Genomic DNA, 19,170 nt, shown 5'->3' with positions numbered 1-19,170 from the left:
TATCAAAAAATTCCCAATCTCCTTGAAAGGTTAAACATTTTACAAAGACCATTAGTCTACGATGAGCACTGTATCATCGTTTGGTCGGGCAGTTGTTGAAAAATAAACACCCATACGCATACCAATTACCGCTACTACCTCATCAGTTTGAGAAACGAGTAACGGCCAGCTATTTCGCTCATTTAAAGGAATCTTTTCGTCTATAAAAAGGCGTGATAAGCGCTTTGGCTGCTCCATTCCTTTTAACAACATTCGGTCTCCTTCCTTACGTGTCCTAACAAAGAGTGGAAGTGTAAGTTTGCTAGCGTCAAAATAAAAAAGTTGTGCAGTATCCGTTAACAATTCAGACTCAAGTTTCGGCAATTCTGCTATGTATAAACGCACACCATTTTCAAGCGTTGTCCATTTATTTGCAGATGCAATCAACTTTTCGTTGGTAAAAGAATCTAATGATCTCGACTCTTTCTTCTGAATCGTCAATTTACCATAACGGCGAACTGCTATAAACCCTTCTGGTAAATGAATTTCAGCATTACCAGCTGTCGTATCACATAGCTTTAAAAGTGAAGTCAATAATGCATAACTTTGTATCGTATTAGAATCTTTGTAAAGATAGTTTAATAGTATTAAAACCAGCCTTCTTTGTAAAGCAAGTGGTATCAATTGTATCTCCTTAATTTCCAAGGTATGCATATTTTCGTTGTTTTTCTTTACTATCTTTGAATATACATCTTGCGCAAGTGTCATCAGGAACGCATCATCCTCTTGTAAATGCTTCGTAAAATGGCCTACTTGTTCAGCTACACGTGGATTTTCAGCTTCGAGCAATGGCACAACGTGGTGTCTAAAACGGTTACGCATATACGCATCCTTACCATTACTTGCATCTTCCCGGAAATTTTGCCCTTGCTTCTGTAAATATTCCCTTATTTCAGATTTTGTAACCGTTAAAAACGGACGAATTAATGATTTTTCGTTAAAAATGCGCTGCGGGCGAATACCTTGCATACCATTCACAGTTGCATTTTTCGTTAAAGCCATTAATACTGATTCCAGTTGGTCATCCGCATGATGTGCAGTTACAAGCTTTGTAGCATTTGTTTTTTGTAAGATTTCTTCAAAATAACGATAACGTTCTCTTCGGCAAATAAGCTGTGAGTTACCATTTTCTACAGCAATAATTTCAGGAATAGGAATAGCTGTTGCGTGTAAAGTAATACCTTGTTTATCGCAATACTGTTGTACAAACTCCCGGTCCTGTGCAGATATCGCTCCTCTTAACATATGATCTACATGCACGGCTTCTACTTCAATTCCCCATTGTACTTTTGTCTTCACAAAATAATGCAGAAGTGCCATTGAATCTACTCCACCCGAAACGGCGATGAGAAGATGATCGTCTTGCTGTAATAACTGTTCTTTTTCAATAAATTGTTTGATCTTTAATTCAAATGACAAACGCTTCTCCTCCCCTTCTCGTTATTATATTACGACTTAAGATGTTTTACTCATTGAATACTCCATCGGTCTAAAAACAGCCCATGTTGGGATGACGTGCGTAATTTCTAACATCAACACCGTACAATCATCTTCCACCACATAATGCTCTTGGAACGACTGCATAATTGTTGTTAATTTTTCCTGTATTGAAATATTTGTACCTGCAACTTGCTTTGTATAGCTCAAAAATTCTTCTTCTTGCTCATCCCAATTTGCTACATTTGAAAATAAGCCGTCTGAATGCATCATAATGACATCTCCAGCCTTAAGCTTCCTTTTCTCTGCTTCCACAGCAGAAATCGATAAAAATCCAACTGGCGCAGCATTGCTTTCAACTTTAATCACTTCTTTGCCACGCAAAATATACGTAGACATACCGCCAGCCTTCCACGACCATAAATCACCGTGCTGTAAATCGACTAAAGCAAAATCAAGTGTCGCATACATATCATCTTGCTGTTTTAAAGACATGACATAATGTAACGTATGCATAGCTGTTTCTGGATTCATATTATAATTCAGACATTCACGCATTAAATGAATGAGCTTTCTACTCTCATGCTGTGCTTCTTTCGATTGTCCCATACCGTCTGACAGTAAAATTGCGAACAATCCTGGATGTAGCTGGAATAATGCATGAGAATCACCAGAGTATAATGTATCGTCCTTTGACATACTGTATATATCATACTCTACTTCAAAGCTAATAGCAGACCTAAAGCCTATTTGAATGTGACGGAATGGTACATCACACGGTACTACTTTTTCAATTTCAAACGGCTCATCAAAAATTTCATATAGTATCGGTAGTATAAGCCGCTCTGCTAATGTCGTATCTTTTTCCCAGTCCACAAGTGCTGGCGCCATTGCGCAAATAATCTTTCGTGCCCCTGGCTTATTATTAATCACATCTAGCTGAAAACATTCAATATTTGCAGCTTTCAAACGTTGAATAATTTCCTTCTCCACACTAACAAAAGAAATAGTCTCCTCCTTCATCTCTGCAATAAGTTGATTTAAATGATTACTCATATCTCTTAGTTGCAGTGCGATCATCTTTTTACCATGAAAATACTGCCCATTGATGCGCTCTCTATATAATTCAGCATCTAGCTCTTCAAAAACCTTTGCTGACTTCACACATTTATAGCGTATTTGCTCCTCAACTCGGTGTATTGCTGATTCTTTACCCACACCTTTTATATGAAACCATTCAGTCATAACCTTGTCCATGCCATTATTTTGGGCACCCCAACACCTATCATAACGAAAACAACTTAGACAAGTATTCATTGGCGCTACATCTTCTTTTGTCGCTACAGGAGTCGTCATAAATCGGTCAAATACAAGCTCTTTCATAAATTGTACAAAATGCTGAAAATGCTCTAGTTTCAGGGTGACATGCTCTGTTAGCCAATGTTGACGTGCCAACAAAATTTCCTCTCGTTGCGGAAATAACTTTTCCCGAACCGCATTTGAAAGACTCTTTGGTGTAAATAAAAACACAATACTACCGACTACAATTGATGTGAAATAAACACTATCTAAAGGCAATGTTTCGTCATAAAATAAGAAAAACACACTTGGTACAATACTTCCAATAGCCACACCAAACTTCCCCGCACGTGCCCCCATTCCAGCACACAATCCTGTTAATGTAGCCACCGATAGCATACCTGTAAATGATAGTTTTGCGACACCTATCAATGTGCCTAGAACTGCCCCTACTACAGTGGCTAACGGGACACTGCCAACGAAAGCACCAAAACAAATAATAAGCTGCAGTAAAAAAAGAGGGAGTGAAAAATATCCGATAACAACGGCGTTCATGCCTGTTAACATCGCTGCAAAAATTACAAGGCCTGAGCCAATTCTTTCATACGTCCAATGATCAGTAAACCATTCATATGTCTTGACAAACAAGACTTGCATAAATAACGTCATGATAAACGCTAAGGAAGCCTCACAGCCAATATAGAATTGTACAAGGACTGGTGGCACCCCTTGATATGCCACACCTTGCCATGCAATTTGCACCAAAAGGACCGCTAGAAAAACCGCAACACTTTGTGGCATATGCCAATAACGAAAACGTACAAAGCACTCATACAATAGTATTTGAAGTGCTAAAATAACAACTTGCCCAAAACCTAAGAAAAAACAACCTATCATGCTACCGACAAATACGACTGTTGCGTATTTTCTATACTTTTTTCGAACGATTGCCCAAAAAGGTACTGAAAAAGGTACAGCGGCTTCAAATACGACAGACTGTGCTAAAAAAAAGGCTGTTACAAAGAAAAGAATACTCATCAACAATTGCATCTTTTTTGCTTCGAATTTATGGTCTGCCGCGTCTGCTGTTTCATACCATTCAACGTTTGTCATTTCACTAACCCCTTTCCTCACTTTTTTGTAATTATAAAAAAATATTCACGGAAAGGTTGTCTGACGATGGCGGAAAAAAATATAAATATTTCGACTAATACGTATACATAAATACTATTATTTGCATTAACTACTACAAAAGTTCACTTACATAACGTATCTTTATCATTTTTGATTGATATTTATCAAATATTTTCATTTATACCCTTGACACTTTTTTTAATCGCTTGTATTATTTAGTTTGTCGTTTGATAAAAGTGCGGAAGTAGTTCAGTGGTAGAACACCACCTTGCCAAGGTGGGGGTCGCGAGTTCGAACCTCGTCTTCCGCTCCATAACTTTTCATGGCGGCCTAGCTCAGCTGGCTAGAGCGTACGGTTCATACCCGTGAGGTCGGGGGTTCGATCCCCTCGGCCGCCACCATATATTAGGCCCCTTGGTCAAGCGGTTAAGACACCGCCCTTTCACGGCGGTAACACGGGTTCGAATCCCGTAGGGGTCATCTTGCAAAAAAGGCGTCTCAGAGATATTTCTGAGACGCCTTTTTCTGTGCCCAGCAAAGTTTGACATATCAATAAAAATTGAATTGAGGAGATCTATAATGGAGTCGATCATATATTACGTAGTGCAAGTAAATGATTGCTTTTATAAAGAGAAAATAGGCATTCCCACATTTACTAGCGACGAAGAGCAAGCCTTTGCCTTTACTGACATTTCAGATGCACACCAGTTGGCTGCCCAAATAAGTGGAGCTGTCTTAGCAAGAGAAGTCAGTTATAAAGAACTTGAAGAACTCTCAGTACAACAAAGATTTGAGTACGAGGCATTCCCTAAGAATGAGCGCGACAGAATCGAGTCATTTTGTCGGGAACTTAAAATTGAAGTGTAATAATCCATTCTGAATCGAATATTCTTCGATTCTTTTTTGTGCTTGAACGGTCGAATCCCCACATTTTACACCCCGAACCATGTTTTTTCACAATTTGTACAATGAAAGCGTTTTGAATTTGAACACTTTGTGAAGTATCTCACATAACGCTTTTCTTTTGAAAAAATTGGCGTAGAATAGGTATCAAGCAAGAAGTTGTTATAATACAGTTCGACATAAGTATCACATTTACCGTGATTGTTATATTACAAAAACAAACTGATGGGGGATTTTACAATGTGGGTTATTACAGTATTTGAACAAAAGGATGTTCGTATTTTTGAATACACAAACAAAGCTGAAGCAACACAAGCACTTCAATGCTTTAAGAAAAACGCAATTTTATCTTATACAAAATAAATAGTTAAAGCCCGCAACCTCCATAAAAGGAATGCGGGCTTTTCTTTGAAGAATTAAAATTGTATCTGACTCTTTAAAGAGTGGACAAATGGGTTACTTAATTTATCCATTTATGCGTCCACTACTCTCCTCAGCCGCTAAAAATGAGGTGTTTGCTTGATTGAATCAGCAAATCTCCACACAAACCTTAAGCTTCTTCACTGAACGTATCTACCCCATCACTGATAGCACCCAAAACTCCTCTTGCCTCCTAGTTGTCACTTTGTCTAGAAATAGCGTGCAGTTTTATTATGTTTGCCAATAGAGATTGTGGCATACTTAATATATATGCTGTTTTTTATAGGAGGTACTTTAACTTTGGGTCAATTAACAAAAGCTGCTTTAATCTGCGGGGGTGGGTCCATGTTCATTCTCGTGTCTATACTTATCAAAATGCCATTAGTCCTGCAAATATTATTACTTCTTGTAGGTCTTGCTATCAGCGTATACGGTGTTTTTCTACTTGTAAAAATGATTGCAAATCCATCAGACAAGATGCCAACAGCACCACCAGATACTGTGTCAGTAATAGTTCAAAAAAAGAAAAAAGGACCTACCTCAACATTATAGGATAGACAAAAAGGGATTAGATTTTGTAGTGAACAAAATCTAATCCCTTACTCTATTTAATACACTTTTTCTACGATTAAAACAGTCAGCAAATTACCCTCTTCTAGCTCCACGACCACCACGTTTTGATTCTGTAGCGCGTTTTAGCGTTGTAAGGCGTTCATCGCTATCTTTTAAGAAACGTGCCATTTTTTGCTCAAAGTTTTCTTTAGGTTGATGGCGTTCATTACGATCATTTGAGCGATTGTCACGGCGTGGTCGTTGAGGACGCTCTGGTCTCTCAGCTTGAGGTTTTGCTTTACGGATTGAAAGACCAATCTTTCCGTCCGCTTCAACATTCATCACTTTTACTTCTACTACATCTCCAACTTTTAGATGTTCGTTAATGTCTTTTACATAATTGTCAGCAACTTCACTAATGTGCACCAATCCTGTTTTGCCATCTGGAAGCTCTACGAACGCTCCAAAATTTGTGATTCCTGTTACTTTACCTTGTACCTTGCTGCCTACTTCAATTGACATAAAAAAAATGCTCCTCCTTAAAAATTAAGCGACCTTTCTAGGTCATGTAATCAATTTGATGAAACTGTTTGTTACAATAGGTTTCTCTTTTCATTATATATAACAAAAAAAGAGTGTCAACAATACATAGCTTCTCAGTCGTCTTTTTTATCGTCTTTTTTTGGTAATGCGAAAATTATCTCGCCTTCTTCTGATAAGAAATATTCTTTGCGTAATATCTTCGCGATGTATTCGTCATCTTCTAATTGTGTAATTTCCAGATTTAACAGTTCCTGTTCCTCTTTCAATTTCGCCAATTGCTGTTCAACTTCTACCTTCTTTTTTTCTTTTGCTGCTAATGTTTCATTTTGATGAGTAAGCACATTTAAAAGAAAACCGATAATTACGACTGGTACGACCGCAAAAAAGACAATACGGCGCATTTTACGTTTCCGTGACTGTACTTTATGGTTCGTAGCTTTATCAGCGTTACGGACATAGTCATTATCAAGTTTCGTGTAGTTTTGCCGGTCATCATTTGATGAATGACGTTTCGTCATGTCCGCACCTCCGAAATTATTCTTGTCTTTTATTATACTTTAATTTTCTCATTTTTTTTGAAAAAGTGTACACCAAATACGAATAAATTTTGACAAAAGGCCTTACGATAATACCAACTATATTGAGAATAAGTTGCAGAATACGTCGAATTATGGCGATTATTAATCGGATCATAAACCAGATAGGCTTTACTGTTATATTCACCAAAATACGTGCAATGAAACGTAAAATTCGTTGAAAAAATATTTGGTATAAAAATATCCCTAATATTTGTGCCAGCGGGTCATATGCCCGCCATGCACCATCCTTTAACCAAAACAATAAATAATACGTCATGCCTCCGAGCGCAATCCATGTTAGTAGCTCGACAAACACCATCCACTTTCGGAGGCGTGATCGTTTTGGTGTAGAAAATATAACTAATCTTACACTATCAATGATAAATCCAACTGCAATACCGCTCGTAACCATGACCAGCAGCTGAAAAAATTGCTCGCTGACAATCATCCAAACAGTTTATGAAGGAAACCTTTCGAGAAGCCACTTTCCTCTTCATCATATTGCAAGGTTTTCACGGTTCCTTCGAGTGTTAGTAAACCCTTGTCCACATCTAAATGAACGATATGCAGTGACTCGCCACGAATTAACAAGTGCCCTTGGGACGTCTTAATAAAAAACTCTTCCTGATCAAAGCGTTCAATCGATTTTACAGAAGTCATGTCCATTCTTTTGCGATTGCGAATCGTCAGAATATGTTCTCCAGATGGAATTGTGTAACGATTACTTTCTTGATGTAGCGTCATTTTTTTCCTCCTTTAGTCGTCCTATCTTCTGTTCACTTTATGCGGACAACCTAAAAAGCATGACAACTTTTTAAAGTCGCCATACTTTTATGAGGAAGAAATTTTAATCTTCGTCGTCGATAAACTCTGGTTCAATTTTTTCAAGACGCTCTTCTTTTAAGATCGTAAACATCTTTGCAGCATCTTCTTTCTTCACAGTATCACGTAGTTCCTCTACACGTGCTGTAACGACTTTTTGCCCAAAACGAATCGCAAGCTCGTCCCCAACCTTTACTGCACTGCTAGCCTTCGCCACTTTTTCATTAATTGTAATACGACCTTGATCTGCTACTTCCTTTGCCAGTGTACGGCGTTTAATCAATCGAGAAACTTTTAAATATTTGTCTAATCGCATATTATTACTCCCTCTCTAATCGTTTTGCTTCATCCCAAAAAGCATCTAATTGTTCTAGTGTATATGCCGAAAACGGTTTGCCGCTCTCTATTACTTTCTCTTCTACATAGCCAAAACGTCGTGCGAACTTTTCATTAGCATGTAGCATTGCTTCTTCAGGTGATAGTTTATAGAAGCGCGCTAAGTTGACAAGTGTGAATAAGACATCACCAAATTCATCTAAACGAGTTTCCGCTGAACCTGTCGTCACCTCATCACGGAATTCTTGCCATTCTTCAGCAAATTTGTCCCATGCACCTGCAACATCTGGCCAATCAAACCCTACTTTGGCAGCACGCTTTTGATAATTATAAGCAGTTTGTAATGAAGAGGATGCTCTATATTCTTCGTCCAATAAAGGCTTGTCACTCGTTCCCTTTTCCTCTGCTTTAATCGCTTCCCAATTTGCAATAACGTCATCCGCATCTTCTACTGACACGTCGCTAAATACATGCGGATGGCGACGAATCATTTTTTCACTAATTGATGCAAGAACATCCTCTAACGTGAAGTAGCCTAGATCTTCACCAATTTGCGCGTTTAAGAACACTTGTAATAAGACATCACCTAGCTCCTCTATCATTGCAAAATCATCTTCTGCATCAACAGCAGCTAAATATTCATGGGCTTCCTCTAGCAAATATTTTTTTAGTGACTCATGGGTTTGCTTTTGATCCCACGGACAGCCGTTTGGACCACGTAATGTCGCAATAATTTGGCGGAATGTTGCCCAATCACGTAGCGCACCTTCCTGCGACTTCACTGGTGGCACATAAATCGTCGTTAAATTATCCACTTCTACGCTCTGATCTAACTCATAAAGAGGTACAGTTATTAATTTTTCTTGTGATGAACCCGCTGCTGTTACGACCGTAACCGGATATTCATCATCGTATTTTTCCATTAGTGTGAGTTTTACCTCAGAAGCGCTAAATGTATCGTATACTTGCGCAATTAAAATGTGTTGGCGCATATTGATATCATGCATATTAAAGCTCGTGCCATCAAGCAATTGGAAACCTTCAATCGGATCTATTTTTAACGCGCCGAAAATTGGATCTAAAAAGCTTTGTCCACCTTCAATAACTAAGTTTACCTTTCCTGCTTCTGCGGCAGCGATAAGTAGTTGTACTGTTTGCTCTGCCACTAAAGGATGTCCCGGAACAGCGTACATCACATTACCTGCAGCTGTTGCTTCGATAAGTAAATCCGAAATTTCTTCATAGACAGGTTGGAATGTTCCATGTTTTTCATAGACCCCATCAAAGCTTTCAAACTGTAAGCCCTCAGCCGCTAATTCATCTAGTACTGGGTGATCCACAGTACGAACATATAATTTCTTTGCAGCTTTCAGTTTTTTATATACACCCATTTGCAACTGGTCAAAATCACCAGCACCAAGGCCAATTACTGTTAATGTATTCAATATTTCCACCTACTTCTTTCGATTTAACCATAATTGATAAACTGCCATTCTTCGTCCAAGAGGCAATAAATACCATTCTTTTTCTGCAAGCACTCGTAGTTTTGCAATAATAGTAATCATCACGATAGCGCCAATACTCACAGCACTTAGACCTGCGATAACAGCCACCATACGCTCAGATACAAATCCGCTCAGTAGTACAGGTATAAATTGTAACCAGCCAATGACAACCACTGCCATACTAACTGACGCAATCCCCACTTTTTTATAAAAACTAGCTGGAGCCAGCTGGAGCCCCATCATTTTTTTCAAATAGAAAACAAGCGCTATTGCTGTAACCAATAGACCGATATTATTGGCAATCGCAGCCCCCAATACACCAATTGAACCTATTGTCATAACATTCAATATTACTTTTATGATAAAGCCACTGAATAAGAAAAATGCTGGCTTTTTTAATTTCCCGTAACCTTGCAAAATCGCTGTAAACGTCAAAATAATCGACAAGGGGACAATTTGCAGAACATATAACATAAGCACTTCCGATAGCATGTCCGTTTTAAATAACATGGCATTCACATAAGGCATCACAAGCACTAAACCGAGTGATGCTGCCCACCCAAATAATACTGACGTTCGGTACGTTAACTGAATAAATGGAGTGGCATTACGGCCACTATTTTTCTTTGACATATGCGCAACAAGCGGCACGATGGCAAGTGATAATGACGAGGCAATCACAATTCCCAATTGTACTAATGGCTGTCCCCGATCGTAAACACCCTTTGTTTCCTTTGCCAACGCTTCATCCAGGCCACTTTCAATTAATAACGAATACACCGTAAAAGAATCAACCAGCTGATAGCCAAGTAATAGTAAACTACTCATACTCACGCTTAAACTCAGCAATGTGACTTCTTTTAAAATTGGCAAACTGGAAAGTTGTTTTTTCGGCTTAGCCGCAAATCCCCCAAAACGTTTCTTATATAGATACGCAAGGAGCAATAAACCCATAATTTCGCCAATAACTGTTCCCGCAATTGCCATTCTTCCAGCACCATATAATGATTTTGTCGTTGTCATAATGATAAATGTCCCTGCTAAAATAACACATATTCTCACTGTTTGCTCGGCCACTTGTGCGTACGCAATTGGTTCCATTATGCCTCGCGATTGAAATCCACCTTTTATAACTGCCAATGCTGGCATGACGAGTACGATGAACGCCCCTACACGTAAAAGTGATGCAAGTTCTACATCTCCCATCATTTGCGCAAGCATATCTGCTCCGCCAAATAACACAGCAAAGAATATGAACGATAATACCGTTAAGTAGCGAAAAACAATCCGTAAAATGTTGCTTCTCCGCTGTTCGCGCTGCTCTTTATCCTTCAATAAATCATTATCTGCCAACATCTTGGAAATCGCCACTGCAAAACCGCTTGAAGTCCATACTACGAAAATCGCCATGAATGGATACACTTGTTGGTAAATATAAAAGCCTTCATCTCCTACTAAGTTTTGAAAAGGCACACGATAAATTGCACTTAATACTTTTACAATTAACGCTGCAATTGTTAGAAGTGCAGCACCCTTCATGTAGCTTTTCATGTCAAAACGTTCAGACATAAATCGTCCTCTTTCCTTATTTTACAATGCCAATAGTATAGCATACCTTAAAAGCTTGACGCGCTCGATGCACTTAATTTATGTATAAAGAAAAAAAGTTATTGTACGGCCTATTCGGTCATCCCAATAACTTTATATTAATAACATTATTCCATTTGTTTTGATAAGAAATTAGCAGCTGTTTCAACTACTTTTACTTCTACTTCACCAACAAAATGCACTTTTGATAGTACAATAATTGAACCAATTGGATCGCCATTCGCAATAATCGGCGTTGCACAATAAGATTTTACTTGCTCATATTGTCCAGGTACGATTTCAATTGTCGTTTCCATTTTTTCAATCGTTGTAGCACGCTCTTCCATAAATCCTTCTGCGAAAGATGTTATGCGACGTCCAATATATTCTTTCTTGCCAATTCCAGCTATAGCAATAACTTCATCGCGGTCTGTAATGATTGCTGGCGTTCCCAGTGTCTCATAAAGTGTTTCAACATATTCTTTTGCAAATTCACCTAAATCGTTAATCGGTGAATATTTTTTTAGAATAATTTCTCCTTCGCGAGCCGTATAAATTTCTAACGGATCACCTTCTCGGATGCGCAGCGTCCTGCGGATTTCTTTCGGAATAACTACACGTCCTAGATCATCTATACGACGAACAATTCCTGTTGCTTTCATGTAACTGCCTCGCTTTCGTATTCATCAAAATTTTTCTTCAACTATAGTATGGTTTTTCTAAAGACAATCTATGCAGAAAATGAACAAAAAGGATTTGAATCCATTATTTTTTTCCATAATAATTTGTCTCATTACATACAATAAGGCTGACTTTATTAGTATGTCAATAAAATCAGCCTTTTATCATGATTTTTTTTTAGAATGAGCGATTATTTTCATCAATTCTTCTAAAACATCAAATGTTTGGTATTTTATACATTTTCGCTCATCAATGGTTAACATTAATTGCATACCGTCCATACCAAAACCTACTGCTCTTTCGAACTTCATCGTCTCTGTCACAATTTTACTACCATCCACTTTTGCAGTACCTTCTTCTGACAATAAAATCGTAATAACTTTTTGTTTTTCTTTAATTGAGATTACGCCCATTTCTAAGCCCCATACCTTCATGCGTGCAATGCGAAGTAAACGCTCCGTTTCAACCGGTAAATCACCAAAACGATCCTGTAATTCTTCCATAATTTCACCGTAATCTTCTACTCGGTCCATTGCCTTTATGCGCTTGTACATTTGAATTTTTTGGTACCCATCTGGAATGTATGCATCTGGAATATAGGCATCAATATTGAGTAAAATTTCAATGTCTGGTTTATCTTCTTTTTTCACACCCGTTTGACGCTCTGCAATCGCTTCTTCGAGCATCTGTGAGTACAGGTCAAAGCCTACGGAATCTATGAAGCCATGTTGTTGTGCACCAAGCAAATTCCCAGCACCACGAATTGATAAGTCGCGCATGGCAATTTTAAAGCCAGAACCAAGCTCTGTGAATTCTTTAATTGCCTGTAAACGTTGCTCTGCTACATCTGTTAACACTTTATCACGCTGATACATAAAATACGCATAGGCAACTCGATTTGAACGTCCTACACGTCCACGTAATTGATAAAGCTGCGCTAGCCCCATACGGTCTGCATCATGCACGATTAGCGTGTTTACATTTGGTATGTCCACACCAGTTTCAATAATTGTCGTCGTAACAAGTACATCATAATCGCCTTCTAAAAAGGCTAAAATCACTGATTCTAATTCTGATTCAGTCATTTTCCCATGCGCATGTCCAATGCGTGCTTCTGGTACAAGCATTTGTATTTCATCTACTTTACGTGCCATATCCTCAACGCGGTTGTATAAGTAAAACACTTGTCCCCCACGTGCCATCTCACGCTCAATGGCTTCTCGCACTAATGCCCCGCTATGCTCCATAACATAAGTTTGGACTGGGAAACGGTTTGCTGGTGGCGTTTCAATAACGGATAAATCACGTACACCAACCATAGACATATGAAGCGTTCTTGGAATAGGGGTCGCTGTAAGTGTCAACACGTCAACATTGGTTTTCAACTGTTTAATTTTTTCTTTATGTGATACACCAAAACGTTGCTCCTCATCAACAATAAGTAACCCAAGGTCCTGGAAAATTAAATCCTTCGATAAAATACGATGTGTCCCAATCACAATATCAATTTGTCCTTCTTTTAAACCTTTTAACGTTGCCGTTTGTTCTTTTTTCGTGCGGAAACGTGACAACACGCCGACATTAATCGCAAAGTCTTGGAAGCGTTCTCGAATAGTTTCATAGTGCTGCTGCGCTAGAATCGTCGTCGGTACTAGAAAAGCAACTTGCTTCCCATCTTGAATCGCTTTAAATGCTGCACGAATTGCTACTTCTGTTTTACCGTAACCAACATCACCGCACACAAGACGGTCCATTGGGCGCTCTCTTTCCATATCTCGCTTGACCTCAATAATAGAACGTAATTGATCCTCTGTCTCTTCATAGGAGAACGATGCCTCAAACGCACGTTGGTCATCATTATCCGGCGCAAAAGCATGGCCTACCTCTGCCTCACGCTTCGCATAAAGTTTAATAAGATCATCTGCAATATCTTGAACAGCTGATGAAACTTTTGCCTTGGCTTTTTTCCACTCCGCACCGCCGAGCTTATGTAATTTCGGCTCACGGTCTTCAGATGCTACGTACTTTTGAATTAAATCAATTTGCTCGACTGGGACATACAATTTATCATCTGCACGGTAACGTATATGCAAGTAGTCTTTATGTGTGCCATTTACTTCTAAAGTTTCTACACCAATGTATTTCCCTATCCCATGATGTACATGAACAACATAATCCCCGGCTTTAATCTCCGTATAACTTTTAATGCGTTCAGCATTGGTCATCTTTTGTGGACGTGCTTTTTTCTTCGCCTGCTGTTTAAATAGCTCATCCTCTGTAACGACTGCGATACGTTGTAATGGTAGCTCAAAACCATTTGACAGACTGCCGTCTACAATATACATACCTGACTCTGCCGGCTCACCAATTGTTGCATGTATATCGTATTCTTCTAGCATTTGTTGCACACGTATTTTACGATCTTTACCACTAGCTACAATAAGAACTGTAAATTTCCCCATCTGCCAACGTTCAATTTCACTTTGTAGCAACGCCATCTGTCCGTGGAACTGCTGCATCGGCTTACATGAGAAATTCGTCGTCTTTTTAAACGTTATACCTGAAAATGTACGAGAGAATAATGAGAAAAATAATTTCTGCTGTGAAATCATCGCCAAAATTTCTTTTAAAGAGAACGCTGGCTTTACATCATGGACAATTTTCCCCTCTTCAATAAGCGATAAAAACCACTCATCTTCTTCACGTTCCCATGCATCCATAATTTCTTGTATACGTCCAAGTTCATCGAACAACACAAGACCATCTTTGGCAAAATAATCGCCTAAATACGCCGTTTTATCATATAAAAGTGATCCGTATTTATTCACATAATCCGGTATATTCCCCTGCTGTAGCATGTCAATATCATACTGAATATTTTGATAAAGAAGCTCCTTCGTTTCCTGCTTTTTCACCTTTTTTAAGCTCTCGGCTAATGCCACTTCTATTCGGCTCGCTAACGCAGCTCTTTCTTCTCTCGTCAAAATTACTTCAGATGCAGGTAAAATACGCACTGTTTGTAATTTATCGATTGAACGTTGGTCATCGGCAGAGAATGTACGGATTGAATCTACTTCTGTATCAAATAACTCTAAACGAATTGGTGCTTCTAAATATGGCGGATAAATATCTAAAATGCCCCCACGCAGTGCAAACTCACCCGGCGTTGTTACCATCGAATTTCTTACATACCCCATCGCAACTAAAGTTTGTAACCACTTTTCAATTTCAATATCCTCGCCTACTGCTGTCTGCAAAAAGTATTGTGTCCAGTGCTCCTTTGGTGGCATCATTTTCCGTAAGCCAGCGACAGGAATCACATAAACAGCACGTTCTCCCCTCGCTAAACTATCGAGTGTCGCAATACGCTCAGCACGTAACTCTGGTGATGCTACAGATAAATCTGCTGCAATAAATTCATCTGCGGGATAATAATGTACATATTCTTCACCTAATAAGCCTACTAGCTCATCCACCATTTTTTGTGCCTGTAATAAATTAGATGACACAATATAGATCGGTTTATTTACGTATTTAAATAATGCATCCACAAAAACCGGGCGTGCACTTCCTGTTAACCCTGTTATAAGCTGTGACACTGTCTGTCCGCTCTGAATCTCCTGCAAAAATGATGTAATATGTTTGTCCTGCGACACTAGTTGTCGTAAAACTTCCACAGTCAAACGCCCCTTTCAAAACACAAAAATCTTTTTATTTATAATCTCTAATACCTGCTAGTCTATAACAATAATGCTAGTTTAATTTTTCTATTTTTGAAACGGAAAAAGCTTTGGACGCACAAATTCTGCGCCAAAGCATCTTTCACTATTACTGTAGCCATTTATTTAACGCATGATAATCTGGATATTGTCTTAGCGAATCTTCGCACTGCTCACAAATGCAATGTACTGTCGTGTGGCCGTGCCGATCTTTTTCAATATAGTCATCTGCCTCACCCATTTCGAAAATATGCAACTTTCGAATTGTATCATCTGCATCAAATGGTAGCGTCCCAATTTCTACTTCACAATGACGACATCGATAGCGAACTGACATCTCCAAATCATCCTCCTTTAAGCAATTAACTACTTAAAGTATAGACATTCGCTTGAAGAATTATGCACCATTGAACTTATTCATCACTTCTAGAAATGGTGTCGATAGCGCTGTTTCTACCGCATTTACACTCTTTTCAATTGCATCACCAATAACTACTTTGTCTTCTTTTGAAAATTTCGAAAGTACATAATCTGCTACTTTCATGCCTGCAGGTGGGCGATTTACTCCGACACGAATACGATTAAATTCTTGTGTGCCTAAATGGTGAATTAAGGACTTAATGCCATTATGTCCACCCGCACTACCTTTTTGACGCAAACGCAATTTACCTGTCTCTAAATCTAAATCATCATAAATGACAATTAAATCTTCCACATCAATATCAAAATAATCCATTAGCGGGCCAACACATTCTCCCGATAAATTCATATATGTTAGAGGTTTGACAATTAGAACCTTACCTTCTGGACGATGCACAGTTGCATACATACCATTAAATTTTGAATTTGTTAACGGCGCGTCCCATTTTTTTGCTAAGGCGTCTATTACATCAAAACCAATATTGTGACGTGTATTTTCATAGGGTTTCCCCGGGTTCCCCAAACCAACAATAATTTTCATAATTACCTCGCTTTTTAACCTAATAGTAGTTATTTTACCATATGCACTAGGAAGAAATACATTTCGATGATTAATACATAAAGATAAGTTATCATAGTTAAAAATGACTTTTTCAAGAAGATTATTACATGACCATATTTTTCTTTTTCTAATACTTTAAATACAAAAGCGAACCCACTAATCAAGTGAGTCCGCCTTTTCGTTATTTATTAATCAAATAGAGTACTTACAGATTTGTTTTCGTATACACGAGAGATAGCATCCGCCATTAATTTCGCTACAGAAAGCTCAATAATTTTTGGAGACTTCTTATCTTCTGAAAGTTGAATTGTATTTGTCACAACTAACTCTTTAATCGCTGAGTTATTGATACGCTCAATTGCAGGACCCGATAATACTGGGTGAGAACAGCAAGCGTAAACTTCCTTCGCCCCAGCAGCACGTAGAGCATCGGCGCCAATTGTAATTGTACCAGCTGTATCGATAATATCATCAATTAAGATTGCCACTTTACCATCAACATTACCAACGATGTTCATAACTTCTGCCACGTTTGGTTTTGGACGTCGTTTATCAATAATTGCAATTGGTGCTTTTAAGCGTTCAGCCATTTTACGAGCACGTGTTACACCACCGTGGTCAGGAGATACAACAACGATATCTTCTGTAGGGATGTTTTTTGATTGGAAGTATTCTGAAAGTAAAGGTACTGCCATTAAGTGATCGATTAAAATGTCGAAGAAACCTTGAATTTGTGGTGCGTGCAAGTCTAATACGATGACACGAGTTGCACCAGCAGTTTCAAGTAAGTTTGCTACTAATTTAGCTGTAATTGGCTCACGCGCTTTCGCTTTACGGTCTTGGCGTGCATAACCATAATACGGCATTACAACGTTAACTGTACGAGCAGATGCGCGTTTTACTGCATCTACCATAATTAAAAGCTCCATTAAATGTTCGTTTACCGGTGCAGAAGTAGATTGCACGATAAACACATCACAACCACGAATACTTTCTTCAATGCTAATTTGAACCTCTCCATCACTGAAGTGTTTAACAGAAGATTTACCTAATTCTACGCCCATTTCCTGCGCAATTTCTTGAGCAAGGGGATTATTAGAGTTAAGTGAAAATATTTTTAATTGTGAGTTAGCATATTGATACGGCATGATGGCCTCCTGTTTAGTTGATAATTATTTTAAATTTAGTTTACTTACATAATTAGGTTTGTTTTCTTGTCTTGCACGTGCAATTGCCAGTGCATCTTCTGGAACCTCTTTTGTAATTGTAGATCCTGCTGCAATAAATGAACCTTTACCAACTTTCACTGGTGCTACTAGGTTGGTATTACATCCAACAAATACATCATCTTCAATAATTGTTTGGAACTTATTTTTACCATCATAATTGACAGTAATTGAACCACAACCGATATTAACGTTATTTCCTACTTCAGCATCACCAATATAGCTTAAATGAGATACTTTTGAGTCGTCACCTAACGTACTCTTCTTCACTTCTACAAAATTACCGATTTTCACATGACTACCGATATTTGAAAGCGGGCGAATATGTGCGAATGGTCCAATTGCTGTATCATCTGCAATAACACTTTCACGTACTACCGATGAATGTATAGCTGTACGATCACCAATGCGACTTTCTATAATTTGCGTATTTGGTCCGATTATGCAATCTTCCCCAATTACTGTGAATCCTTCAATCATAGAGCCTGGTTGAATAACAGTATCACTACCAATAACTGCATCTGAGCTAATATACGTTGCAGACGGATTGATAATTGTCACACCATTACGCATATGTCGTTCATTAATACGCGCACGCATTAACCCCTCTGCTTGTGATAAAGCAAATCGATCATTTACGCCAAGTGTCTCTTCAAAATCTTCAGTTACATAAGCTTCAACTACTTCTCCTTGTTTTTGAAGAAGTTCAATAACATCAGGCAAGTAATACTCACCTTGTGCATTGTCGTTTTTCACAAGTTTTAACGTTTCAAATAACGCTTTGTTATCGAAGCAATACGTACCTGTATTGATTTCTGTGACCAATTGCTGTTCTGCAGTTGCATCTTTTTGCTCAACAATCTGCTCAACTTGACCATTTTCACCACGTAAAATACGTCCATAGCCAGTTGGATTTTCTGCAACAGCGGTTAAAATAGTGGCTTTAGCATTTTTTGCTTGATGATGCTCAAACAAAGCTTGCATCGTTTCAGGGCGAATCAAAGGAGTATCTCCACATACAACTAATGTTGTACCCTCCTCGCTTCCTAAAATGGCTTCTGCCTGTTGGACAGCATGTGCTGTTCCTAACTGTTCAGCTTGTAAAACATATTCACTTTTATCACCAAGCTGATCTTTCACTTTTTCTGCACCATGTCCAACAACTGTTACGATGCGATTTACATCTAATGATTGAATGTGGTCAACAACATGTTGCACCATAGGTTTACCACATACTGGATGTAGCACTTTATATAATTTGGACTTCATACGTGTACCTTGACCTGCAGCCAAAATGACAGCAAAAATGTTGCTCATCTGTAAGTCCTCCAATACGCTCTTTTTCTATTTTGACTATATAGCAAAATTCATCTATTTTCAAGGTATTCAGACTTGACAAAACTAAGA

Annotated in this window: 18 protein-coding genes and 3 tRNA genes; 6 read left to right on the top strand and 15 right to left on the bottom strand. The window is 38.5% G+C overall.

Features of this window, described 5'->3' with window-relative positions:
* Window positions 1–51: 51 nt before the first annotated feature.
* Window positions 52–1,458, bottom strand: a complete 1,407-nt coding sequence (gene tilS, locus ACIQ2D_RS20340; RefSeq protein ID WP_402867125.1) for a tRNA lysidine(34) synthetase TilS — start codon at window positions 1,456–1,458, stop codon at window positions 52–54.
* A gap of 36 nt (window positions 1,459–1,494) precedes the next feature.
* Window positions 1,495–3,888, bottom strand: coding sequence for a SpoIIE family protein phosphatase (locus tag ACIQ2D_RS20335; RefSeq protein ID WP_402867124.1), 2,394 nt, complete (start codon window positions 3,886–3,888; stop codon window positions 1,495–1,497).
* Between the two features lie 259 nt (window positions 3,889–4,147).
* Here ACIQ2D_RS20335 and ACIQ2D_RS20330 point away from each other — a divergent pair.
* From ACIQ2D_RS20330 to ACIQ2D_RS20305, 6 genes are all read left to right on the top strand, one after another.
* Window positions 4,148–4,222 (top strand) — tRNA-Gly (locus tag ACIQ2D_RS20330).
* An 11-nt stretch (window positions 4,223–4,233) separates the two neighbouring features.
* A tRNA-Met gene (locus tag ACIQ2D_RS20325) sits at window positions 4,234–4,310 on the top strand.
* A gap of 7 nt (window positions 4,311–4,317) precedes the next feature.
* Window positions 4,318–4,389: transfer RNA gene (locus ACIQ2D_RS20320), tRNA-Glu, on the top strand.
* 99 nt (window positions 4,390–4,488) lie between these two features.
* Window positions 4,489–4,776, top strand: coding sequence for a hypothetical protein (locus ACIQ2D_RS20315; protein ID WP_402867123.1), 288 nt, complete (start codon window positions 4,489–4,491; stop codon window positions 4,774–4,776).
* 276 nt (window positions 4,777–5,052) lie between these two features.
* Window positions 5,053–5,175: a hypothetical protein gene (locus ACIQ2D_RS20310; RefSeq protein ID WP_402867122.1), complete on the top strand. Its 123-nt coding sequence runs from the start codon at window positions 5,053–5,055 to the stop codon at window positions 5,173–5,175.
* 357 nt (window positions 5,176–5,532) lie between these two features.
* On the top strand, window positions 5,533–5,784 hold the full coding sequence (locus ACIQ2D_RS20305; protein ID WP_402867121.1) for a hypothetical protein: 252 nt from the start codon (window positions 5,533–5,535) through the stop codon (window positions 5,782–5,784).
* Window positions 5,785–5,877: 93 nt separating this feature from the next.
* On the opposite strand, the gene ACIQ2D_RS20300 is transcribed toward ACIQ2D_RS20305, so the two are convergent.
* From ACIQ2D_RS20300 to glmU, 13 genes are all read right to left on the bottom strand, one after another.
* Entirely contained in the window at window positions 5,878–6,306 is a 429-nt protein-coding gene (locus ACIQ2D_RS20300; protein ID WP_402757124.1) for a S1 domain-containing RNA-binding protein, read from the bottom strand.
* A 134-nt stretch (window positions 6,307–6,440) separates the two neighbouring features.
* On the bottom strand, window positions 6,441–6,845 hold the full coding sequence (locus ACIQ2D_RS20295) for an FtsB family cell division protein (RefSeq protein ID WP_402867120.1): 405 nt from the start codon (window positions 6,843–6,845) through the stop codon (window positions 6,441–6,443).
* A 16-nt stretch (window positions 6,846–6,861) separates the two neighbouring features.
* Window positions 6,862–7,353, bottom strand: coding sequence for a spore cortex biosynthesis protein YabQ (gene yabQ, locus ACIQ2D_RS20290; protein WP_402867119.1), 492 nt, complete (start codon window positions 7,351–7,353; stop codon window positions 6,862–6,864).
* Window positions 7,350–7,649 carry a sporulation protein YabP gene (gene yabP / locus ACIQ2D_RS20285; protein ID WP_402757127.1) on the bottom strand — a complete coding sequence of 100 codons (300 nt, stop codon included), beginning with the start codon at window positions 7,647–7,649 and terminating at the stop codon, window positions 7,350–7,352. The genes yabQ and yabP overlap by 4 nt, the downstream gene beginning before the upstream one ends.
* Before the next feature lie 103 nt (window positions 7,650–7,752).
* On the bottom strand, window positions 7,753–8,043 hold the full coding sequence (locus ACIQ2D_RS20280; protein WP_402757128.1) for an RNA-binding S4 domain-containing protein: 291 nt from the start codon (window positions 8,041–8,043) through the stop codon (window positions 7,753–7,755).
* A gap of 4 nt (window positions 8,044–8,047) precedes the next feature.
* Window positions 8,048–9,508 carry a bifunctional methyltransferase/pyrophosphohydrolase YabN gene (yabN, locus tag ACIQ2D_RS20275; protein WP_402867118.1) on the bottom strand — a complete coding sequence of 487 codons (1,461 nt, stop codon included), beginning with the start codon at window positions 9,506–9,508 and terminating at the stop codon, window positions 8,048–8,050.
* Between the two features lie 9 nt (window positions 9,509–9,517).
* Window positions 9,518–11,137, bottom strand: a complete 1,620-nt coding sequence (locus ACIQ2D_RS20270) for a putative polysaccharide biosynthesis protein (RefSeq protein ID WP_402867117.1) — start codon at window positions 11,135–11,137, stop codon at window positions 9,518–9,520.
* A 146-nt stretch (window positions 11,138–11,283) separates the two neighbouring features.
* A complete protein-coding gene (spoVT, locus tag ACIQ2D_RS20265) occupies window positions 11,284–11,817 on the bottom strand; it encodes a stage V sporulation protein T (RefSeq protein ID WP_402867116.1) in 534 nt (177 codons plus the stop codon).
* A gap of 183 nt (window positions 11,818–12,000) precedes the next feature.
* Window positions 12,001–15,513, bottom strand: a complete 3,513-nt coding sequence (mfd, locus tag ACIQ2D_RS20260; protein WP_402867115.1) for a transcription-repair coupling factor — start codon at window positions 15,511–15,513, stop codon at window positions 12,001–12,003.
* A 151-nt stretch (window positions 15,514–15,664) separates the two neighbouring features.
* Window positions 15,665–15,892 (bottom strand): anti-sigma-F factor Fin, encoded by a 228-nt coding sequence (locus tag ACIQ2D_RS20255; protein WP_402867114.1) that lies wholly within the window; start codon window positions 15,890–15,892, stop codon window positions 15,665–15,667.
* Between the two features lie 60 nt (window positions 15,893–15,952).
* On the bottom strand, window positions 15,953–16,516 hold the full coding sequence (gene pth, locus ACIQ2D_RS20250) for an aminoacyl-tRNA hydrolase (RefSeq protein ID WP_402867113.1): 564 nt from the start codon (window positions 16,514–16,516) through the stop codon (window positions 15,953–15,955).
* 209 nt (window positions 16,517–16,725) lie between these two features.
* Window positions 16,726–17,685, bottom strand: coding sequence for a ribose-phosphate diphosphokinase (locus ACIQ2D_RS20245; RefSeq protein ID WP_402867112.1), 960 nt, complete (start codon window positions 17,683–17,685; stop codon window positions 16,726–16,728).
* Between the two features lie 24 nt (window positions 17,686–17,709).
* Window positions 17,710–19,080 (bottom strand): bifunctional UDP-N-acetylglucosamine diphosphorylase/glucosamine-1-phosphate N-acetyltransferase GlmU, encoded by a 1,371-nt coding sequence (gene glmU, locus ACIQ2D_RS20240; RefSeq protein ID WP_402867111.1) that lies wholly within the window; start codon window positions 19,078–19,080, stop codon window positions 17,710–17,712.
* Window positions 19,081–19,170 lie beyond the last annotated feature (90 nt).

It is taken from the genome of Lysinibacillus sp. NPDC097287 (assembly GCF_044761695.1).
Taxonomy (GTDB): Bacteria; Bacillota; Bacilli; order Bacillales_A; family Planococcaceae; genus Lysinibacillus.
The sequence above is the reverse complement of the archived record's forward strand: the minus strand, read 5'-3'. Positions and strand labels throughout refer to the sequence as shown.